This window comes from Streptomyces sp. NPDC018045 (assembly GCF_044327445.1).
In the GTDB taxonomy this organism is placed as follows: Bacteria; Actinomycetota; Actinomycetes; order Streptomycetales; family Streptomycetaceae; genus Streptomyces.
Genome location: NZ_JBIRFL010000001.1, coordinates 478,323 through 495,944, shown reverse-complemented (window position 1 = coordinate 495,944; position 17,622 = coordinate 478,323). Strand labels below are relative to the sequence as shown.

Sequence of the window (17,622 nt, the reverse complement as noted above, 5' to 3'; positions counted from 1 at the left end):
TAGCGTCGCTCGCACACCAGGGCGCGGTCAGCGCCCTTTTCCCCGCCGCATGCGTGTATTTCGCATGCCTGTACGGAGGTTGGTATGCCGAGCGAGTACACCGAGCCCGTCGAGGTTTCCCCGACCGTGCGGGAAGCCAACCGGAAGGCCGCGGAACGCATGCCGACGGGCGATTCGCAGGACTTCGAGGACGCGAGCCGGGGGCTGCTCGCGCCACCGGACGTGCCCGTCATCGTCTCCCGCACGGACCGCGACAAGGCGGTCTGGAACTTCGCGACGTACGACTTCCTCACCAGCGACGAGCAGGCGCCGCCCACGGTCAACCCGAGCCTGTGGCGCCAGGGCAAGCTGACCGCTCAGGCCGGCCTGTACCAGGTCACCGCGGCCGAGAACCGGGCCGTCTACCAGGTGCGCGGCTACGACCTGTCCAACATGACGATCATCGAGGGCGACCGTGGGATCATCGTCATCGACCCGCTGGCCTGCTACGAGACCGCGCAGGCCGCTCTCAGGCTGTACCGCGACACCACCGGCAACCGGAACCCGGTCACCGCGCTGATCTACACCCACAGCCACGTCGACCACTTCGGCGGCGCCCGCGGCCTGTTCGCGGAGCGCGGCGACGAGGTACCCGCCGGACTGCCGGTCATCGCGCCCGACGGATTCCTGGAGCACGCCGTCAGCGAGAACGTCTACGCGGGCCCGGCCATGGCGCGCCGCGCCGAGTACATGTACGCGGCGGCGCTCGACAAGTCCCCGTACGCGCAGGTCGGTACCGGCCTGGGGCTGACCGTCTCCACCGGCGAGATCACCCTGCTGCCGCCGACCGACAGCATCGGCGCCACCCGCGCCGTCACCAGCGACGACTGGTCGCCCGCCGACGTCATCCCGTGGCGGGAGGGGCTGCACCGCCGCGTCATCGACGGCGTACGGCTGCTCTTCCAGCTCACGCCCGGTACCGAGGCGCCCGCGGAGATGAACATCTACCTCCCCGAGCTGCGCACCCTGTGCATGGCGGAGAACGCCACCCACAATCAGCACAACATCGTCAGCCTGCGCGGCGCCCAGGTGCGGGACGCGCACGCCTGGGCGGCCTACCTCACCGACGCGATCCAGACCTTCGGCGAGCACACCGATGTGGAATTCGCCTCGCACCACTGGCCGCGCTGGGGCAAGGAGAAAATCCTTGAATTCCTGAGCGATCAGCGGGACATGTACGCGTACCTCAACGACCAGACGCTGCGGCTCGTCAACCGGGGATATACCGGAATCCAGATCGCCGAGGAATTGCGGCACCTGCCGCCCGGCCTCGCCGACCACTGGTACAACCAGGGCTACTACGGCTCGCTCAGCCACAACCTCAAAGCGGTGTACCAGCGCTACATGGGCTGGTTCGACGGAAATCCGGCCCACCTGTGGAATCTGCCGCCGACCGAGGCCGGCACCCGCTATGTGGCCGCGATGGGCGGCGCCGAGAACGTCATACGACAGGCCCAGGAGACGTACGACCGCCACGACGGCGACCCGGACGCGTACCGCTGGGTCGTCGAACTCCTCAACCACGTCATCTTCGCCGACCCCGCCACCGTCTCCGAACAGGCGGTCCAGGACGCCAAGGCGCTCCAGGCCAAGACCTTCACCCAGCTCGGCTACGGCGCGGAGAACGGCCCGTGGCGCAACTTCTTCCTGACCGGCGCGGAGGAACTGCGCAACGGCCCGCAGAAGCCCACCGGCAAGGGCGCGCCGGACCTGGTCCGCAGCATGACCCTGGACCAGGTCTTCGCCGCGATGGCCCGCAGCGTGGACGGGCCGCGGGCGGCGCGGGAACAGCGTGCCGCGATCGTGCTGCGCTGGAGCTTCACGGACACCGGGCAGGAGTGCACCACCACCCTGCGCAACGGCGTCCTGGTGTACGTGGCGGGTGAGGACCTCTACGCGGGCAAGCCGCAGGCCACCATCGTGCTGACCAGGGCGGCCTTCGACGCGCTCGCCCTGGAGGGCCCGCTCTTCCAGCGGAACTTCGACGCGGCGGTCAAGGACGGCACCGTCCGCGTCGACGACCAGGCGGCGGCGGACACCGTCTTCGGCTACCTGACGGCGCCGGACCCGTCGTTCCCGATCGTGACCCCGCGGCGGGAGCGCCCGGCGTAACGCCGGGCGGGCCGGGCCGGTCGGGGTGCGCACGCCGATCCGTACTCCCGCCGGTCCGCGTCCCGTCCGCCGGGCGGCTCCTCGGTACGGTCCTTCGGTGTGGCGCCGCAGGTACGGTGCCTCGGGGCGACGCCGCAGGTACGGTGCCTCGGTGCGGCGCCCAGGTGAGGTTCTCCGGTGCGGCCCCTCAGCGCAACGCCGCCGCCTCGCGGGCCAGTTGCTCCACCCGTCCCCAGTCCTTGGCGCGCAGCGCGTCCGCCGGCAGCATCCATGTGCCGCCCACACAGCCCACGTTCGGCAGCGCCAGGTAGTCGGGGGCCGAGGCCAGGCCGATGCCGCCGGTCGGGCAGAACCGGGCGTGGGGGAGCGGGGAGGCGAGCGACTTCAGGTACGCCGTGCCGCCCGCGGCCTCCGCCGGGAAGAACTTCATTTCCGTCACGCCCTCGTCCAGCAGTGTCACCACCTCCGACGCCGTCGAGACGCCCGGCAGGAACGGCAGGCCGCAGGACTTCAGCGCGGCCAGCAGCCGCGGCGACCACCCCGGACTCACCAGGAAGCGGGCACCCGCCGCGACCGCCGTGTCCACGTGCTCGGGGGTCAGGACCGTGCCCGCGCCGACGACCGCCTCCGGGACCGCGTCGGCGATGGCCCGTATCGCCTGCGGCGCGGCGGATGTGCGCAGCGTCACCTCGATGGCGGGCAGTCCGCCCGACACGAGCGCGCGGGCGAGCGGGACGGCGTCGGCCGCGTCGTCGAGGACCACGACCGGGATCACGGGGGCGAGGCCCAGCACGGAGGACGGGGCGGCGGGAGTGGGGGCAGCGTCGGTCACGGTGCCCATAGTGCGCCGATGCGGCAGCATCCGCAATGATCGTTGCGGATGCTGCAACGCGACTGTATGGCGATGCCGCGCCCCTACAACTCCTGCACCACCACATCGATCGCCCACGCCTTGCCCGCCTTCGCGGGCGCCTCGGCCTCCACCGCGTACCCGAGGTCGCCCAGCGCCTCCACCAGCTCCGCGGGCCCCTCCGGCGCGCGCCCCGCCGTCAGCAGGTCACGTACCAGCCGCCCCTTCGTCGCCTTGTTGAAGTGGCTGACCACCGACCGCTTCTCCACCCCGTCCACGATCTTCGACTGGAGCACCCGTACCGTCGCCGTACGGCCCGCGACCTCGCCCTTCGGCTTCCAGGCCGTCGCATACGCCGCCGATCGCAGGTCGAGGACCAGCCCGTTCCCGGCGGCCTCCGGCAGCACCTCGGCCATCGGCGTACGCCAGTACGCGCCCAGGGCACCCAGCCCCGGCAGCCTGACCCCCATCGAGCAGCGGTACGACGGAATCCGGTCGCCGACCCGCACCGCGCCCCACAGGCCCGAGAACACCAGCAGCGACGACCCGGCCAGGCGCCGCGCCTTCGCGTCCAGCGTGGCGAGCCCCAGCGCGTCGTACAGCACGCCGGTGTAGATCTCCCCGGCCGGCCGCGTACCGGCCTCGCACAGCCCGGCGTTCTTCGCGACCTCGCCCTTGAGGCCGTCGCTCAGCCCGAGGACCTCCTGCGCCTTCGTCTCGTCCGCCGCGCACAGCCCGACCAACTCTTCGAGCACCGCCTCCCGCGCCGGGCCCAGCCCGGGCAACGACAGCGAGCCCAGGTCCAACGGCTTTCCGCCCCCGGACGCGGCCTTCCCTTCGGACGGCGGCAACAACACGAGCACGCGCTTCTCCTCAGCCTCCTGTGCACTGGCTCCGCCACTTTACGGTTCGGGGAGAGCCGGCCCCGCACAGCGACCCCGCCCCTCCCGTCCCTGACGTGCCCCCGCCCCGTAAGCCCCCTACGCTCAAAAACATGCCCCGCCGCCACCTCCGCGTGACCGCCGCAGCCGAGGCGCCCGTGCGTACCGCGCTGCGGGAGCTGCGGGCGCGGCTGGACATCCCGCAGGTGTTCCCGCCCTCCGCGCAGGCCGAGGCGGACAGCGCCGCGCGCTGGCCGCACCCGCCCGCCGACACGGCCGCCACCGACGCGACCGACATCCCGCTGTTCACCGTCGACCCGCCCGGCTCGATGGACCTCGACCAGGCGATGTACCTGTCCCGGCGCCCCGGCGGCGGCTTCCGCGTCGACTACGCCATCGCCGACGTGGCCTCCTTCGTCACCCCCGGCGGTGCCCTGGACGCCGAGGCGCACCGCCGCGTGACAACCCTCTACTTCCCCGACGGACACGTCCCGCTGCACCCGCCCGTCCTCGGCGAGGGCGCCGCCAGCCTGCTCCCCGACGAGGACCGCCCCGCCGTCCTGTGGCGGCTCGACCTCGACGCGGACGGCGCGCTGCGCTCCACGGACGTCCGCCGGGCCCTCGTCCGCTCGCGGGCCCGGCTGGACTACGAAGGCGTACAGCGCGCCATCGACTCCGGCGCCGCCGAGGAACCGCTCGCCCTCCTGCGCGACATCGGCCGCCTCCGCGAGGACCTGGAGGTCGCCCGCGGCGGCATCTCCCTCAACGTCCCCGAGCAAGAGATCATCGAGCACCCGGACGGCTACGCCCTGGCCTACCGCGCGCCCCGCCCCGCCGACGCCTGGAACGCCCAGATCTCCCTGCTCACCGGCATGGCCGCGGCCGAGCTGATGCTCGCCTCCGGCACCGGCGTGCTGCGTACGCTGCCCGCCGCCCCGGACGGCGCGGTCGCCCGCCTGCGCCGCACCGCCCGCGCCCTCGGCGTCGACTGGCCGCCCCACACCTCGTACGCCGCCCTCATCCGCACCCTCGACCCCTCCCGCACCACGCACGCCGCCTTCCTCCAGGACTGCACGGCCCTGCTGCGCGGCGCCGGCTACACCGTCTTCGACGGCGACCCGCCGGTCCCGGCACACGCCCGGCACGCTGCCGTGGCCGCCCCGTACGCCCACGTCACCGCGCCCCTGCGCCGCCTCGCCGACCGCTACGGCGCCGAGCTGTGCCTGGCCGCGGCGGCCGGCCGGGAAGCGCCGGACTGGGCCCGTACGGCACTGTCCGGCCTCCCCGGCGAAATGGCGGAGGGCAGCCGCCGGGCCGGTCAGGTCGAGCGGGAGTGCGTCGACCTGATCGAGGCGGCCCTGATGCAGGACCGGCTCGGCGAGATCTTCGACGGGTACGTGGTCGACGTCCAGGACGAGCGGCCGGACCGGGGCACGGTGCACCTGGACGACCCGGCGGTCATCGGCCGCGTCGACGGCGGCGAGCAGGTCCCGGACCTGCCGCTGGGCCGGCGCCTACGAGTCCGCCTCACCGAGGCCGCCCCCGGCGTCGCCCCCGTCCGCTTCACACCGGCGTAGCAGCGCCCTTCCCCGCGACCGGCTGCCCCGCGATCGACTGCCCCACGACTGACTGTCCCGCGACCGGCTGCTCCGCGGCCGATTCCCGCGCGGCCAACCGCTCCCTGATGGCGGCGACCGCGGCCCGGCCCTCGTCCGCGTGGAACCGGACGGTACGGGCCGCCACCCGCTGGCCCAGCAGCTTCACGGCGGTGACCGGCTCGGTCAGCTCGACGCTCACGCAGGTCTGCGCCGCCACCGGCAGCTCCAGCACCCCGTCCCGCTCCACGGCCAGCCGCCCGGCCGGCTCCGTCTTCGGGAAGCGCAGGTCGTAACGGACGGACGCGATCCGCTCCAGCGGTATCCACACGTCCATCCGGGCACCGCTGCGTACGCGCAGCCCGCCGGGCCCCACGACGTGCGGCCGGGTCACGGCGGCGGCCTGGAAGCCCAGCACCATGGCCACCGTGTAGACGTCCAGCACCAACATGACCCAGTGCACGACCGGATGGTCCGCGAGCAGGAACCCGAGGCCGACCGTCTCCACCACGCACACGAACGCGAACCCGTACATCATCGGCGCCTGCGCCCGCGCGTACCCGAGCGGCCGCTCCCCGGCCCCCACACCATGCCGCCGCCGCGCCACCCACAACCCCAGGCCGGCCATCCACCGCCCCTCGTAGGCCAGCAGCAGCCGCCCCTTCCCCACACTCCCCGAGCCCCCCACGGCACTCCCCTTCCGGCAGTTCTTCCCCAGCGGTCTCCTCACGGTTCACAGTAAAAACGTTGCCGCAGCGACAAGGTCAAGCCCCGGTCGGCAGGCAGGTACCATGGTCCGCACGGCGGACGAGCCGGCCGGACGGCCGCGTGGGGGTCATCGAGATCCTCCCGAGGAACGTCCGGGCTCCACAGGGCAGGGTGGTGGGTAACGCCCACCCGGGGTGACCCGCGGGACAGTGCCACAGAAAACAGACCGCCGGTGCCGCGAGGCGCCGGTAAGGGTGAAACGGTGGTGTAAGAGACCACCAGCCTCCGAGGTGACTCGGGGGGCTAGGTAAACCCCACCCGGAGCAAGGTCAAGAGGGGCCGTCGGCTGACGGCCCTGCGCGGACGACCGAGGGCTGCCCGCCCGAGTCCGCGGGTAGACCGCACGAGGCTGCCGGCAACGGCAGCCCTAGATGGATGGCCGTCTCCCGACGGGCCGCAAGGCCCGCCGGCGACAGAACCCGGCGTACAGGCCGACTCGTCCGCCTCACTTCCCCGCTCCGGCAGGCGGGCGGGCTGACCTGCGCCCGGGCCGCCTTTCGCTTGTCTCCGACGCCTTCCATGGCCTGCCGCGGTCCAGGCCATACGCCGATCGTCCACCCGGGCCCGCCCTCCATGCCCACGACCGTCCGCCTGGTCCTGCTGGACGGCGGTGCCGGTGTACCGGCCGGCGTGGCGGTGACCCAAACCATGGGTCAGTCGTTCGCTGTCTGTCATGACTTTTCGGATCGGCGCCGTCCTGGGTGTCGTCGCCGCTGTATGCGCACAGACTCTCGCCGCTGCCGCACCCGCCTCCGCAGGAGGTGTCGGGGCATTCCTGTCTCCGGCGTTCGGCAATCGTTGCGCCCAGGGCGCGTCGCCCCATGCCGCCGGTGCCACCGCCCACGGCGCCGGAACCGGTACCGGTCTCCTCGTCGGCATTTCCTTCGGCGGATCGGTCGACCAGTGCGGCGGCACCGACATCGCCGACAGTGACTTCCTCGGCCGCATCGTCCAATCCGGAACCGTGGACTGGAGCTAGGCGAGCGCGGTGGTCCTCATGGGCCGGCCCGGCCGGGGCGAGTTGCCCGCGCCAGTCATCCGCATGCAGATTCGAACGGCACTCTTCGTGTTCGAGTCGTTACTGGCAGTGGAAACCTCCTGTTCAGGGCTCCTGTGGCGACGGCGGCCCGATCTTCACGTCGAAGATCGGCATACCCCGTCTCCATGGGAGGAGAAGATCGTGATGCGCGCGTTACTCCGCCGTCCCGCCCGCACCGCGGCCGCTGCGGGAGCCGGCTGTCTCGCCGTGATGATGACCCGCGCCGCTCCAAGCGCGAGCGCCGCGGCACCGGCGGCGGACCCCGTCGTGTCCGGCAAGCCGTACTACCTGGCCCACCCGGAACTGCGTCACCTACTCGGTCGGCGGCGAGGGATGGCTCCAGATGTTCAACACCGGCCTGCCCAACTTCCGGGAGTTCGGCTACGTCAAGGCCACCCCGGCCACCTGGCACCGGCAGGCCGCGGCCCCATCGGCACCCTTCCCCGTGCTGAGCGTGCCGATGGCCACCCGGGCCGCAGGGGCCCTTCCCGGCATCGGGCCGTCCGCTTCCCGGCGCTCCGGGGAGCGCCCGGCTGGGCCTGCACAGGCGTGCTCAACCCCACGCGGGCCGGACAAACGGCTGACGGACGACGTTGACCAGCGACGTTGACCTGCTGCGCGGGAGGGGGCCGGGGAGGTGGAAGGATGGGTTCCATGACTTCCAACGTATTTTTCGATATCACCATCGACGGCGCCTCCGCGGGCCGCATCGTCTTCAAGCTGTACGACGACGTCGTGCCCAAGACCGCGCGCAACTTCCGGGAGCTGGCCACCGGTGAGCACGGCTTCGGTTACGCGGGCTCGCCCTTCCACCGGGTCATCCCGGAGTTCATGCTGCAGGGCGGCGACTTCACCCGTCGCAACGGCACCGGCGGCAAGAGCATCTACGGTGACCGGTTCGCGGACGAGAACTTCGAGCTGAAGCACGACCGTCCGTTCCTGCTGTCCATGGCGAACGCCGGCCGTAACACCAACGGCTCGCAGTTCTTCATCACGACGGTGGCCACGCCGTGGCTGGACGGGGCGCACGTGGTCTTCGGCGAGGTCGTCGAGGGTTCGGACCTGGTGAAGAAGATCGAGGGGCTGGGCTCGCGCTCCGGTGCCACCTCCGCGAAGATCGAGGTGCAGGCCTCGGGCGTGGTGGACGCCGCGTAACGCGGCACCGCGCCGATACGAGCGAAGACCCCCGGGACGGTGTCCCGGGGGTCTTCGCGTGGAGCCGCAAAGTCTCCGAATGCCCGGCATGGCCGGGCGGGGGCGCCGCGGGCGGCGTCCGGCGGGCGCTGCCGCTCAGGACTGGGGGCGGCTGCCGTGGTTGGCACCGTTCTTGCGGCGTGCCTTCTTCTTACGGCGTCGCTTCGACGACATGGCGTCTCCTCTCCGTGGGGCTTTGGGGAGCTTTCCTCCGCATTTCTACCATTTCACAGCGGTGTCCTGCTCCGCAGCCTCGGGGCCGGATACCCGCCTCACGGGACACAACACACCTCGTGAGACACATCACGGAGAACGAGGGGAGGGGTGGGAGGGTACGGGGGGAGAGGAGAGGGAGGGGCTCAGGGAGTGCAGTTGTAGAGGGGGTCCGGGACCGAGGGGTCCGCGGTGTACGCCTTCGGGCCGACCTCGGTACAGGTGGCGCGGACCCAGGCGTTGATCCTCGCCGTTTCGGAGGGGGCCACGCCCGCGGGCGTGGCGGGGCCGAGCAGGGCGAAGCGCAGTTGGCCCGAGGCGACGAGGTGCCGGTACTCGGCGAGGGTGAACGACGTGGCCATTCCGGCGAAGCCGCCGAGCGGCAGGATCGGCAGGCCGGTGTGGGTGATGGCCCGGGAGCGGGCCCAGCCGCCGTCGGCGGAGAGGGTGTACGCGGCGTTGCCGTTGTGCCGGCGTACGTAGTCCAGCAGGCGTTTCTGGGCGGCGGTCAGCGGGGCCGGTGACATGTCGTACGAGGCGCCGCCCGCGCCCCCGTAGACCGCGCTGCCCGGTGCGCCGGCCGTGGCGTTCTGGCCGCCCGGCCCGGCGTGTGCCTCGAAGGACGAGCCCGCGTACCGCTGGTCCAGTACGGACAGCGACCACGCCGCCGGGGCGGCGAACAGGGCGACGCAGGTGGCGGCCAGAGCGGTCAGGGCGACGGGGCGCAGGCGGCGGCCGGTGGCGCGGCCGTACGTCAGGAGGCTCGCGATGGCGACGAGCGCCGCCGTGATGACCACGGGGACGAGCCAAGGGGCGAAATCGGCGTGGTCGGCGGCGACGGAGCACACCCAGGCGGTCTGGGCGGCGACGGCCAGGGGGAGGAGCCGGCGCTCCGGGCCGTCGGTGGCGGCGCGGTGGACCCGCCACAGGGCGACGGTTCCGGCGGCGGCCAGTGCGGCCAGCGCGGGGGCCAGGCCCGCCACGTACGCGGTGTGCGGGATGTCGACCACGCTCAGGACGGCGGCCGTGGTCAGCAGCCAGGTGCCCCACAGCAGGTAGCCGCCGCGCCGTCGGTCCGTACGGGGGCGCCTGCCGCGCAGCACCAGGCCGTGCGCCAGGCCGATCAGGGCGAGCGGGTAGAGCCAGCCGATCTGGGAGGTGAAGCGGGAGGTGAGCAGCTTGTACCAGGTGTTCTTCTCGCTGCCCAGACTGACCATTTTGCGGGCGGGGTCGGGGCCGGTGGGCGTGGAGCCGGTGGTTCCGGTGTCGGTGGGTTTGGTGGCGACGGGGTTCGTGCCGGGGGGCTTCGTGTCGGCGGGCGGGGTGGTTGCCGTACGGCCTGAGCCGGGTCCGCCCGCTGCCTGGCCATGGCCCGGCCCTCCAGGACCGCCCGCCCCTCCAGGCCCGCCCGGCCCGCTGTCCGCCGGCCGGCTGAACCCGTTGTACGCGAAGACCATCGACAGCGCACTGTTGTTCGTCGAGCCGTCCGCGTACGGGCGGACATCCTTCGGTGTGAACGTCATCATCAGCACCCACGAGAACGACACCGCGAACAGTACGGCCCCGGCGGTCAGTACGTGGCCGATCCGGGCGCGCGCCGTGACGGGGGCGGTGACGAGGTAGGCGACGGCGAGGGCGGGCACGACGAGCCACGCCTGCATCATCTTGGCCTGGAAGGCCAGTCCCACCCAGACACCGGCCCACACCAGCGAACGCAACCGGGCCCCGCACACGGCGTGTTGGAACCGGTCGACGGCCAGCAGCAGGCACATGATCAGGGCCGCGTCGGGGATGGCGTGGCCGAACATGGCGGCGGTGACCGGGGTGAGGGTGAGCAGCCCGGCGGCCAGGAGTCCGGCTGCCGGGCCCTGCCAGCGGCGTACGACGCGGTACATGACCAGGACGGAGATGACGCCCTCGACGCACTGCGGCAGGGTCAGGGCCCAGGCGTGGAAGCCGAAGAGGCGGGCGGAGAGGGCCTGCGGCCACAGGAAGCCGCCGATCTTGTCGAGGGTGATCGTGGCGGCCGGGTCGTAGGCGGTGAACAGGAAGGCTTTCCAGCTCTCGGTCATGCTGCGCGCGGCCACGGAGTAGTACGGGGCCAGGCCGCTGGTGGTGATGTTCCACGCGTACAGCAGCGCGGCCAGTGCCGCGACGCCGAGCAGGGCGGGCCGCGCCCAGCGGGGCTGGCCCTCGGGCGAGCGCCACAGCTCCCAGCGGCGGCGCGGTCGGCGGTCCGGTACGGCGTCCAGGGGGGCGAGGGCGCGCCGGCCGGGGGGTGAGTACGGCGCGGACCCGGCGGGGGGCGGGGAAACGGGCAGGCCGAAGGGCAATTTGGCGAACATGGGGGACGTCGGCTCTCGGGTCGGTGCGGGGCGGGGCTGCCGGGCCCGGGGCGATCAGCTCTCCGGCTTGCTGAGCAGCAGCAGGTGATAGTCCACATGGTGCTGGCAGAACGTGCGGAACGGCTCGATCAGCGGGTCGGTATGGGCGGTCGCCTCTTTTCCGAAACGCTGCTCGATGGCGTCGCGCTGTTCTTTGTAGAGCACGTGCATCAGTTCGCCGCACAGTGCGACGTTCGCTGTCATGTTCTGCATTCGCTCGACGCGGAAGCCGGATTCCTCGATCTCGCCGGAAAGCGTCGCGAAGGTGGTGGGCGGCGGGCTCGTCCACAACTGGGTGAACGCCTCCGTCTCGGCCGGTGCGGCGGTGCCGCGCCGGGTGAATTCCGTCATCAGCAGCCGGCCGCCGGGCCGCAGGACGCGCCGGGCCTCACGCAGCCCGGCGGGCCGGTCCGACAGGTGCGGGAAGCAGTCGATGGACCAGGCCGCGTCGAAGGAGTCGTCCGGGTAACCGAGCCGCATGACGTTGCCGTACGCGAAGTCGACCCGGTCGGCGAGGCCGGTCGTGGCGCTCAGCCGTTCCCCGCACCGGGCGAGCTGCTCCCTGCTGACGGTGATGCCGGTGACCCGGCCGCCGGTGCGCCGGGCCAGGTGGATGGCCGGGCCGCCGGTGCCGCAGCCGATGTCGAGCAGGCGGGCGTCCGGCGGGAGGCCGTCGGCCAGGACGTCGGCGAGGAACTCGGTCTGCCGGTCCTGGGCGAGGTCGGCCAGACCGAGGAGGGTGGTGGGCCGGTGCCGGTCGCCGTGCGGGACGAACATGCCGACGTGCAGGGCGCTGCCGCCGAGCACCATGGCGAGCAGGTCGCCGAACCGGTCGTACATCGCGCCGACCTCTTCGGGGGCGGGCGCCGGGCCGTTGCCCGCACTGCTGTCGGTCACTGTCATGGAAGTCCCCTCGGCGACGGATGGTCGGGCAAGGAATCAGTGAGCATGAAGTGCACTTCTGTCCGGTGACGCTAGCACCGAAAAGCCCGGAGTGGGAGTTCTTCATTCCGCACGGAAAGAAATCGGACAGGGAATTCAAGATCCGCCCGGGTGTGCTGCTTCAGAGGAATGGTGGCCGGTGGCCGGGCGTCGATGAGTTTTCCATGAGAAGGGCATGAAAAGCGTGAGAATGACGCTACGGGTATACCGGCTGCACCATAATCTGTGCGTGAATTGGCGGACCGCCCCGGAAATGAGAGCTCCGGGGAACAACCCCGTGCGGTGTCTGCCGTCCGGAGGGGTGGCCGGTGGGCGCACCCCTCCGGACGGTGTCCGGTTCCGGCCCGGTGGCGGCCCGGTTCCGTACCGGGGCCGGGCGGGGCCGGTGCGTCAGCTCGACTGCGCCTCGTCGTAGAGGTTCTCGGCGTCATCACCGAAGTACGGCCCGAACAGCGTGTTGGGCAGGAAGGTGTAGCCGAAGCTGTTCACCGAGGACTGCAGGCCGGTGCCACTGGCCTCGTCGAACGAGGTGAACCAGGGACCGCCGCTGGAGCCACCCGTCATGTTGCAGGACATCCCGTGGTCCGTGGAGAACAGCGGGTCCTTGATGGTGTTGCCGCTGCAGTAGATGAGCTTGCTGCCGTCGTAGGGCGCGGCCGCCGGGTAACCGAAGGCGTACATCGGCTTGTTGTAGCCGGTGTTGAAGGCGAGGCCCTGGCCGCCGACGACGTCGGTGAGCCGCTGCCCGCCGACCGGGGCGACGACCGCGGCGCCGATGTCGTAGTTGATGTTCTCGCTCGCCGTCCACTGCGGCGTGGCGAGGGTCTTGGAAGCGGCCCACTTGCCGTACGGGGCCTGGCCGTCGTGGTAGCCGGGCACGAAGACCCAGTCGCCGTGCCAGGCGCCGTTGAGCTTCACGCAGTGCCCGGCGGTGACCACCGTGCTCTTGTTCGCGCTGGTGACGGCGTTGCCCGAGCAGGAGGCGGTACGGCCCTGGTACGTGAAGAACACCCGTCCCGCGGTGTTCGCCACGGCGCCGTCGCCGGTCCACGGGGCGCCTGCCTGGGGGAAGGATTTCAGGGCCGGTGCGGGGGCGGCGGCGGTGGGGGTGTTCGTGCTGGGGGCGGGGCGGGTGGGGCGTACGGTGCGTTCGGCGCCGCGCCGGACCGGGGCGGCGGCCGGGTCCGCCGCGTTGCCGGATCGTTTCGCCGCAGCGTCGGTCCCGGCCGGCAGCAGGTCCAGCGGAGTGGCCGCGCGCATCCGCTCCGCCGTCCAGAAGCCGGCCACGGAGGCGGTGCCCGTGACGGCCGGACCGTGCGGACCGGGCGCGCCCGCCGGGCCGGCCGCGCCCGCCGGGCCGGTCTGGAGAGCCGAGACGAGCAGGGCGCCGGCGGCGGTCAGGGCACCGGCGACGGCACGGGACGCACCGTGCCGACGGGGGCCGGGGGAGGTGCTGACGATTCGTCTCACGCGTGACTCCTTCTGCGGGGCCGCGGGGTGACGAACCGCGCGGCCGTCGACTACGTGGCCGCGGGTTCCGCAGCCCGGCAGATGAGCGGTGCGGATGGACGTGCGTCAGGAAGAGTGCCACCGGACGCGCCGTCTGTCAGGAGCGCGTCGCGCCGAAGTCCGGAAGGCGGACGGTTGGGGGGCCGGGGCGGTCGGGGACCGGCCGGGAGTCGGCCGGGTGGCCGGTGGCGGGCGGAACCGGACGGCGGGACGGTCGTCAGCCGCGGCCGATGTACGGCATGGCCGTCGCCATCACCGTCGCGAACTGCACGTTCGCCGTCAGTGGGAGCTGCGCCATGTGCAGGACCGTGCGGGCCACGTCCGCCGCGTCCATCACCGGTTCGACGGCCGTGGTGCCGTTGGCCTGGAGGATGCCGGTCCGCATCCGCCCGGTCATCTCGGTCGCCGCGTTGCCGATGTCGATCTGCCCGCAGGCGATGTCGTACGGACGCCCGTCCAGGGACAGCGACTTGGTCAGGCCGGTCATCGCGTGCTTGGTGGCGGTGTACGCGACGGAGTGCGGGCGCGGGGTGTGCGCGGAGACCGAACCGTTGTTGATGATGCGCCCGCCGCGCGGGTCCTGTTCCTTCATCGCGCGGAAGGCGGCCTGGGCGCAGAGGAAGGCGCCGGTGAGGTTGACGTCGACGACCGTGCGCCAGTCGTCGTACGTCAGCTCGTCCAGCGGTACGGGCGGGCCGAACGTACCGGCGTTGTTGAAGAGCAGGTCCAGCCGGCCGAAACGGTCGCGTACGGCGGCGAAGAGGGCGCTCACCTGGTCGGGGCGGGACACGTCGGCCGGGACGCACAGGGCGGCGGGGCCGTTGGGGGCGCCGGAGCCGTGCGGGCTCCGCTCCATCCGGCGGGCGGTCTCCTCCAGGGCGTCGGCGCGCCGCCCGGCGAGCGCCACCGACCAGCCCGCCCCGGCGAGAGCCAGGGCGACGGCCCGGCCGATGCCGGAACCGGCGCCGGTGATCAGAGCGGTGGGCGGGGGCACGGGCGGGCCGTCGGTGGGGGCCGCGGGGCCGGTGTCGGGTGTCGTCATGGCGGCAGGGTACGGCGCGGGGCCGCCCCCGGGCCCGGCCTCCCCGCTCAGCCGGCCGCGTGAAAGTCCTTGAGCACCGCCGCCTTGGCCGCGGCGAACTCTTCGGCGGTCAGGATGCCGTCCCGGTGGAGTTCTCCGAGTTCGCGCAGTCGGCGCAGCAGGACGTCCGCGCCCTCGCCGCCGCTGTGGCCCGTACCGCCCGTACCCGCCGTCTTCTCCAGGGCCGGGGCGGCCGGTGCCCCGGTCACCGAGCCCACGGCCGTCGGCGCGGACCCGCCCGACGGGTGCGGCAGCCGGGCCGCGACCGCCGCCGCGAGGAGCGCCGTGCGGCCGCTCTCCTTCTTGAAGCCCCACAGTTCGATGGCGTTGGGGTCGTGCTCCGGCTTGAGCTGCGCCGTGACGCCCTTGGGCCGGAAGCGCAGATAGCCGGACTCCAGGCCGGAGGCGGGGCGCCAGTCGACCCCGGCCAGGTCGGCGAGGGCGAAGTCCCGCGCGCCCGCGTGCTTCTTGCTCTCGCTGGTGGTCCAGCGCCAGTCGATGTGCACCCGCTCGCCGTCGAAGGACGCCACGCCGTCCACGCCCGCGGCGGACAGCGGTACGGCCGGCCCCGGCAGCAGATAGCGGTCGGCGGGCCCGGTCCCCGCCTGGTCGAGCAGCAGGGCCTGGCGTACCTCGTCGGCGAAGTACTCGGCGACGCCGGTACGGTCCGGGTCCACGCTCACCTGGTAGGGGTTGGCGTCGTCCGGCAGGCCGCCGCCGGTGACGTACAGCAGCGGGTCGGCGCCGTCCCGCAGCCGCAGGCGCAACCGCCCTCCCTTGCGGGCCGGTTCGTACGCGATGCCCGCCAGCGCCTCCAGCGGTACGGAGATCTCGCCGAGGTCCTGTCGCAGCCGGTGCACGCCCCGTTCCCGCCCCGGCACGATCCACACCCGGTCACCGTCGAAGGACCATGTGCCGTCGCGCACCATCAGTTCAGCCATGTCCCGAATCCTACGGAGGCGCCGGGGCGCGGCGAAGAATCCGCTTCCGGGCGGACCGGGACGGTCCTCGCCGCGCCGGGCCCTCCGTACTGGCTCCTCCGCGCCGGACCCGCCGTGATTGTCCGCCGGCGTCCGATGCGGGCGCAGACATCACCCGGTTGTCATGTGTGCGTCGAACGTGGGACAGCGGAATGCCGTCGCCCGCCCCTCCAATCGCTGGTGACAACACCGGTCCAGGGAGGGGCAGATGGCCCGTCAAGGTCAGTACGAGCAGGACGCGCGGCCCGAGCAGGGGCCCCAGGGCGCCCCGCACCCGCACGAGATGCGGGCCGCCGCCGCCCACCTCGCCCGGCGCCGCTTCCTCACCGGCACCGGGACCGCCGCGGCGCTGGCCTTCGCGGCCAACCTGCCGGGCACCGGCGTCGCGTACGCCGCGGCCGAGGTCGACGCCCGGAAGATCACCGAGAACCCCTTCACGCTCGGCGTGGCCTCCGGCGACCCGCTGCCCGGCTCCGTCGTCCTGTGGACCCGGCTCGCCCCGAAGCCGTACGAACCGGGCAGCGGCATGCCCCGGGCCCGTGTCACGGTGCGCTGGGAAGTCGCGTACGACGAGCGGTTCACGCGGCTGGCCGGGCGCGGACGGGCCGAGGCGCACCCGGAGTTCGACCACGCGGTGCACATCGAGGCCACCGGCCTCGCGCCGGACCGCGTGTACTACTACCGCTTCCGGGCCGGAAGCTGGATCAGCCCGGTCGGCCGTACCCGCACCGCCCCCGCGCGCGGTGCCCGGCTCGCCGAACTGCGCTTGGGCGTCGTCTCCTGCCAGGCATACCACGACGGCTACTACACCGCCCACCGGCACCTGGCCGCCGAGGACCTCGACGTCGTCTTCCACCTCGGCGACTACCTGTACGAGTACCCGGTGGACGCCGTCGGCGGCGCCCGCAAGTACACCGACCGCCACCTGCCCGCCCGCTTCCACCGCGAGACGGTGACTCTGGAGGACTACCGGCTGCGGTACGCGCTCTACAAGTCCGACGCCGACCTCCAGGCCGCGCACGCGGCGCACCCGTTCATCGTCACCTGGGACGACCACGAGGTCGAGAACAACTACGCCGACGAGACCAGCGAGAACAACGCGCCCAAGGGCGAGTTCCTGCTGCGCCGGGCCGCCGCCTACCGCGCGTACTGGGAGAACCAGCCGCTGCGCCGCCCACAGCGCCCGCACGGCCCGGATGCCCGGCTCTACCGGCGCGCGCACTTCGGTCAGCTCGCCCAGTTCGACGTGCTCGACACCCGTCAGTACCGCTCCGACCAGGCGTACGGCGACGGCTGGCACGCGCCGGGCCCCGAATCCACCGCTCCCGGGCGCACCCTGACCGGCGCGCAGCAGGAGCGCTGGCTGATCGACGGCTGGCGGTCCTCGTCGGCGCTGTGGAACGTGCTGCCGCAGCAGGTCACCTTCTCCGAGCGCCGCAACGCCACCGGCCCCGGCTACAAGCTCAGCATGGACTCCTGGGACGGCTACCCCGCCTCCCGCGAGCGGGTGCTGAAGGGGGCGGAGGCGGCGGGCGTGGACAATCTCGTCGTCCTGACCGGCGATGTGCACGTCCACTACGCGTTCGACATCAAGCGGGACTTCCGGGACGAGAAGTCGCGTACCGCGGGTGTGGAGTTCGTGACCACCTCGATCGCCAGCGGCGAGGACGGCGCGGACAAGCCGGCCAACTGGGGCACGTACATGGCGGCCAACCCGCACCTGAAGTTCTACAACGGCCGGCGCGGCTATGTGACCGTCACGCTGGACCGGGAGAAGGCGCGCGCCGACTTCCGGACGGTGTCGGCGGTGACCAGGCCGGGGGCGCCGGTGATCACGGCGGGGTCGTTCGTGTCGGAGGCCGGCGACCCGGGGCTCAAGCCGGCCTGAGGCCCGTACCCGGGAGGCCGGGCGGGCCCGCGGACCAGGGCTCCGCCGCCGGTCCTAGGTCCCGCGCCCCGGTCCTCGGGTCGCGGGGTTCCCGTCCAAGGTCCTGGCCGAAAGCGCGCCGGAGCCCGTTCCGTGCATGACACCATG

14 protein-coding genes and 1 other RNA gene are annotated in these 17,622 nt (G+C 72.7%); 6 read left to right on the top strand and 9 right to left on the bottom strand.

Annotation, left to right across the window (positions count from 1 at the left end):
* Positions 1–84 precede the first annotated feature (84 nt).
* Positions 85–2,151 (top strand): alkyl/aryl-sulfatase, encoded by a 2,067-nt coding sequence (locus ACH4EB_RS02030; protein WP_398345299.1) that lies wholly within the window; start codon positions 85–87, stop codon positions 2,149–2,151.
* Positions 2,152–2,338: 187 nt separating this feature from the next.
* On the opposite strand, the gene ACH4EB_RS02025 is transcribed toward ACH4EB_RS02030, so the two are convergent.
* Together ACH4EB_RS02025 and yaaA are read right to left on the bottom strand one after the other, a co-directional pair.
* On the bottom strand, positions 2,339–2,992 hold the full coding sequence (locus ACH4EB_RS02025; RefSeq protein ID WP_398345298.1) for a bifunctional 4-hydroxy-2-oxoglutarate aldolase/2-dehydro-3-deoxy-phosphogluconate aldolase: 654 nt from the start codon (positions 2,990–2,992) through the stop codon (positions 2,339–2,341).
* Positions 2,993–3,066: 74 nt separating this feature from the next.
* Entirely contained in the window at positions 3,067–3,864 is a 798-nt protein-coding gene (gene yaaA / locus ACH4EB_RS02020) for a peroxide stress protein YaaA (protein WP_398345297.1), read from the bottom strand.
* 131 nt (positions 3,865–3,995) lie between these two features.
* Between yaaA and ACH4EB_RS02015 the strand changes: the two genes are divergently transcribed.
* Complete coding sequence (locus ACH4EB_RS02015) at positions 3,996–5,459, top strand: RNB domain-containing ribonuclease (protein ID WP_398345296.1); 1,464 nt, start codon at positions 3,996–3,998, stop codon at positions 5,457–5,459.
* Here ACH4EB_RS02015 and ACH4EB_RS02010 read toward each other — a convergent pair.
* Positions 5,446–6,165 (bottom strand): hypothetical protein, encoded by a 720-nt coding sequence (locus ACH4EB_RS02010; RefSeq protein ID WP_398345295.1) that lies wholly within the window; start codon positions 6,163–6,165, stop codon positions 5,446–5,448. The genes ACH4EB_RS02015 and ACH4EB_RS02010 overlap by 14 nt on opposite strands.
* A 120-nt stretch (positions 6,166–6,285) precedes the next feature.
* Between ACH4EB_RS02010 and rnpB the strand changes: the two genes are divergently transcribed.
* The 3 genes from rnpB to ACH4EB_RS01995 all read left to right on the top strand — a co-directional run bounded on the left by rnpB (position 6,286) and on the right by ACH4EB_RS01995 (position 8,439).
* Positions 6,286–6,688, top strand: an RNA gene (gene rnpB, locus ACH4EB_RS02005) — RNase P RNA component class A.
* A gap of 230 nt (positions 6,689–6,918) precedes the next feature.
* Positions 6,919–7,224, top strand: coding sequence for a hypothetical protein (locus ACH4EB_RS02000; protein WP_398345294.1), 306 nt, complete (start codon positions 6,919–6,921; stop codon positions 7,222–7,224).
* A 714-nt stretch (positions 7,225–7,938) separates the two neighbouring features.
* A complete protein-coding gene (locus tag ACH4EB_RS01995) occupies positions 7,939–8,439 on the top strand; it encodes a peptidylprolyl isomerase (protein WP_398345293.1) in 501 nt (166 codons plus the stop codon).
* 135 nt (positions 8,440–8,574) lie between these two features.
* Here the strand turns inward: ACH4EB_RS01995 and ACH4EB_RS01990 are convergent, their stop codons facing one another.
* The 6 genes from ACH4EB_RS01990 to ACH4EB_RS01965 all read right to left on the bottom strand — a co-directional run bounded on the left by ACH4EB_RS01990 (position 8,575) and on the right by ACH4EB_RS01965 (position 15,548).
* Positions 8,575–8,652 (bottom strand): 50S ribosomal protein bL37, encoded by a 78-nt coding sequence (locus ACH4EB_RS01990; protein WP_370443954.1) that lies wholly within the window; start codon positions 8,650–8,652, stop codon positions 8,575–8,577.
* Between the two features lie 185 nt (positions 8,653–8,837).
* Positions 8,838–11,036 (bottom strand): ArnT family glycosyltransferase, encoded by a 2,199-nt coding sequence (locus ACH4EB_RS01985; protein ID WP_398345292.1) that lies wholly within the window; start codon positions 11,034–11,036, stop codon positions 8,838–8,840.
* A 54-nt stretch (positions 11,037–11,090) separates the two neighbouring features.
* Positions 11,091–11,978, bottom strand: a complete 888-nt coding sequence (locus ACH4EB_RS01980) for an SAM-dependent methyltransferase (protein ID WP_398345291.1) — start codon at positions 11,976–11,978, stop codon at positions 11,091–11,093.
* 429 nt (positions 11,979–12,407) lie between these two features.
* Positions 12,408–13,487: a trypsin-like serine peptidase gene (locus ACH4EB_RS01975; protein ID WP_398345290.1), complete on the bottom strand. Its 1,080-nt coding sequence runs from the start codon at positions 13,485–13,487 to the stop codon at positions 12,408–12,410.
* Between the two features lie 256 nt (positions 13,488–13,743).
* The gene (locus tag ACH4EB_RS01970; RefSeq protein WP_398345289.1) at positions 13,744–14,568 is read right to left on the bottom strand and encodes an SDR family oxidoreductase; all 825 of its coding nucleotides are present in this window, start codon (positions 14,566–14,568) and stop codon (positions 13,744–13,746) included.
* A 47-nt stretch (positions 14,569–14,615) separates the two neighbouring features.
* A complete protein-coding gene (locus tag ACH4EB_RS01965; RefSeq protein ID WP_398345288.1) occupies positions 14,616–15,548 on the bottom strand; it encodes a DUF4429 domain-containing protein in 933 nt (310 codons plus the stop codon).
* Between the two features lie 322 nt (positions 15,549–15,870).
* Between ACH4EB_RS01965 and ACH4EB_RS01960 the strand changes: the two genes are divergently transcribed.
* A complete protein-coding gene (locus ACH4EB_RS01960; RefSeq protein ID WP_398345727.1) occupies positions 15,871–17,475 on the top strand; it encodes an alkaline phosphatase D family protein in 1,605 nt (534 codons plus the stop codon).
* The last annotated feature ends 147 nt before the right edge of the window (positions 17,476–17,622 follow it).

What these genes read in the sequence shown, in the direction of transcription:
- ACH4EB_RS01960 (WP_398345727.1), top strand. Translation starts at nt 15,871, where the DNA reads ATGCGGGCCGCCGCCGCCCACCTCGCCCGGCGCCGCTTCCTCACCGGC.
- ACH4EB_RS01995 (WP_398345293.1), top strand. Translation starts at nt 7,939, where the DNA reads ATGACTTCCAACGTATTTTTCGATATCACCATCGACGGCGCCTCCGCG.
- ACH4EB_RS02000 (WP_398345294.1), top strand. Translation starts at nt 6,919, where the DNA reads ATGACTTTTCGGATCGGCGCCGTCCTGGGTGTCGTCGCCGCTGTATGC.
- ACH4EB_RS01965 (WP_398345288.1), bottom strand. Translation starts at nt 15,548, where the DNA reads ATGGCTGAACTGATGGTGCGCGACGGCACATGGTCCTTCGACGGTGAC.
- ACH4EB_RS01990 (WP_370443954.1), bottom strand. Translation starts at nt 8,652, where the DNA reads ATGTCGTCGAAGCGACGCCGTAAGAAGAAGGCACGCCGCAAGAACGGT.
- ACH4EB_RS02030 (WP_398345299.1), top strand. Translation starts at nt 85, where the DNA reads ATGCCGAGCGAGTACACCGAGCCCGTCGAGGTTTCCCCGACCGTGCGG.
- ACH4EB_RS01970 (WP_398345289.1), bottom strand. Translation starts at nt 14,568, where the DNA reads ATGACGACACCCGACACCGGCCCCGCGGCCCCCACCGACGGCCCGCCC.
- ACH4EB_RS02025 (WP_398345298.1), bottom strand. Translation starts at nt 2,992, where the DNA reads ATGGGCACCGTGACCGACGCTGCCCCCACTCCCGCCGCCCCGTCCTCC.
- ACH4EB_RS01985 (WP_398345292.1), bottom strand. Translation starts at nt 11,036, where the DNA reads ATGTTCGCCAAATTGCCCTTCGGCCTGCCCGTTTCCCCGCCCCCCGCC.
- ACH4EB_RS02015 (WP_398345296.1), top strand. Translation starts at nt 3,996, where the DNA reads ATGCCCCGCCGCCACCTCCGCGTGACCGCCGCAGCCGAGGCGCCCGTG.
- ACH4EB_RS01980 (WP_398345291.1), bottom strand. Translation starts at nt 11,978, where the DNA reads ATGACAGTGACCGACAGCAGTGCGGGCAACGGCCCGGCGCCCGCCCCC.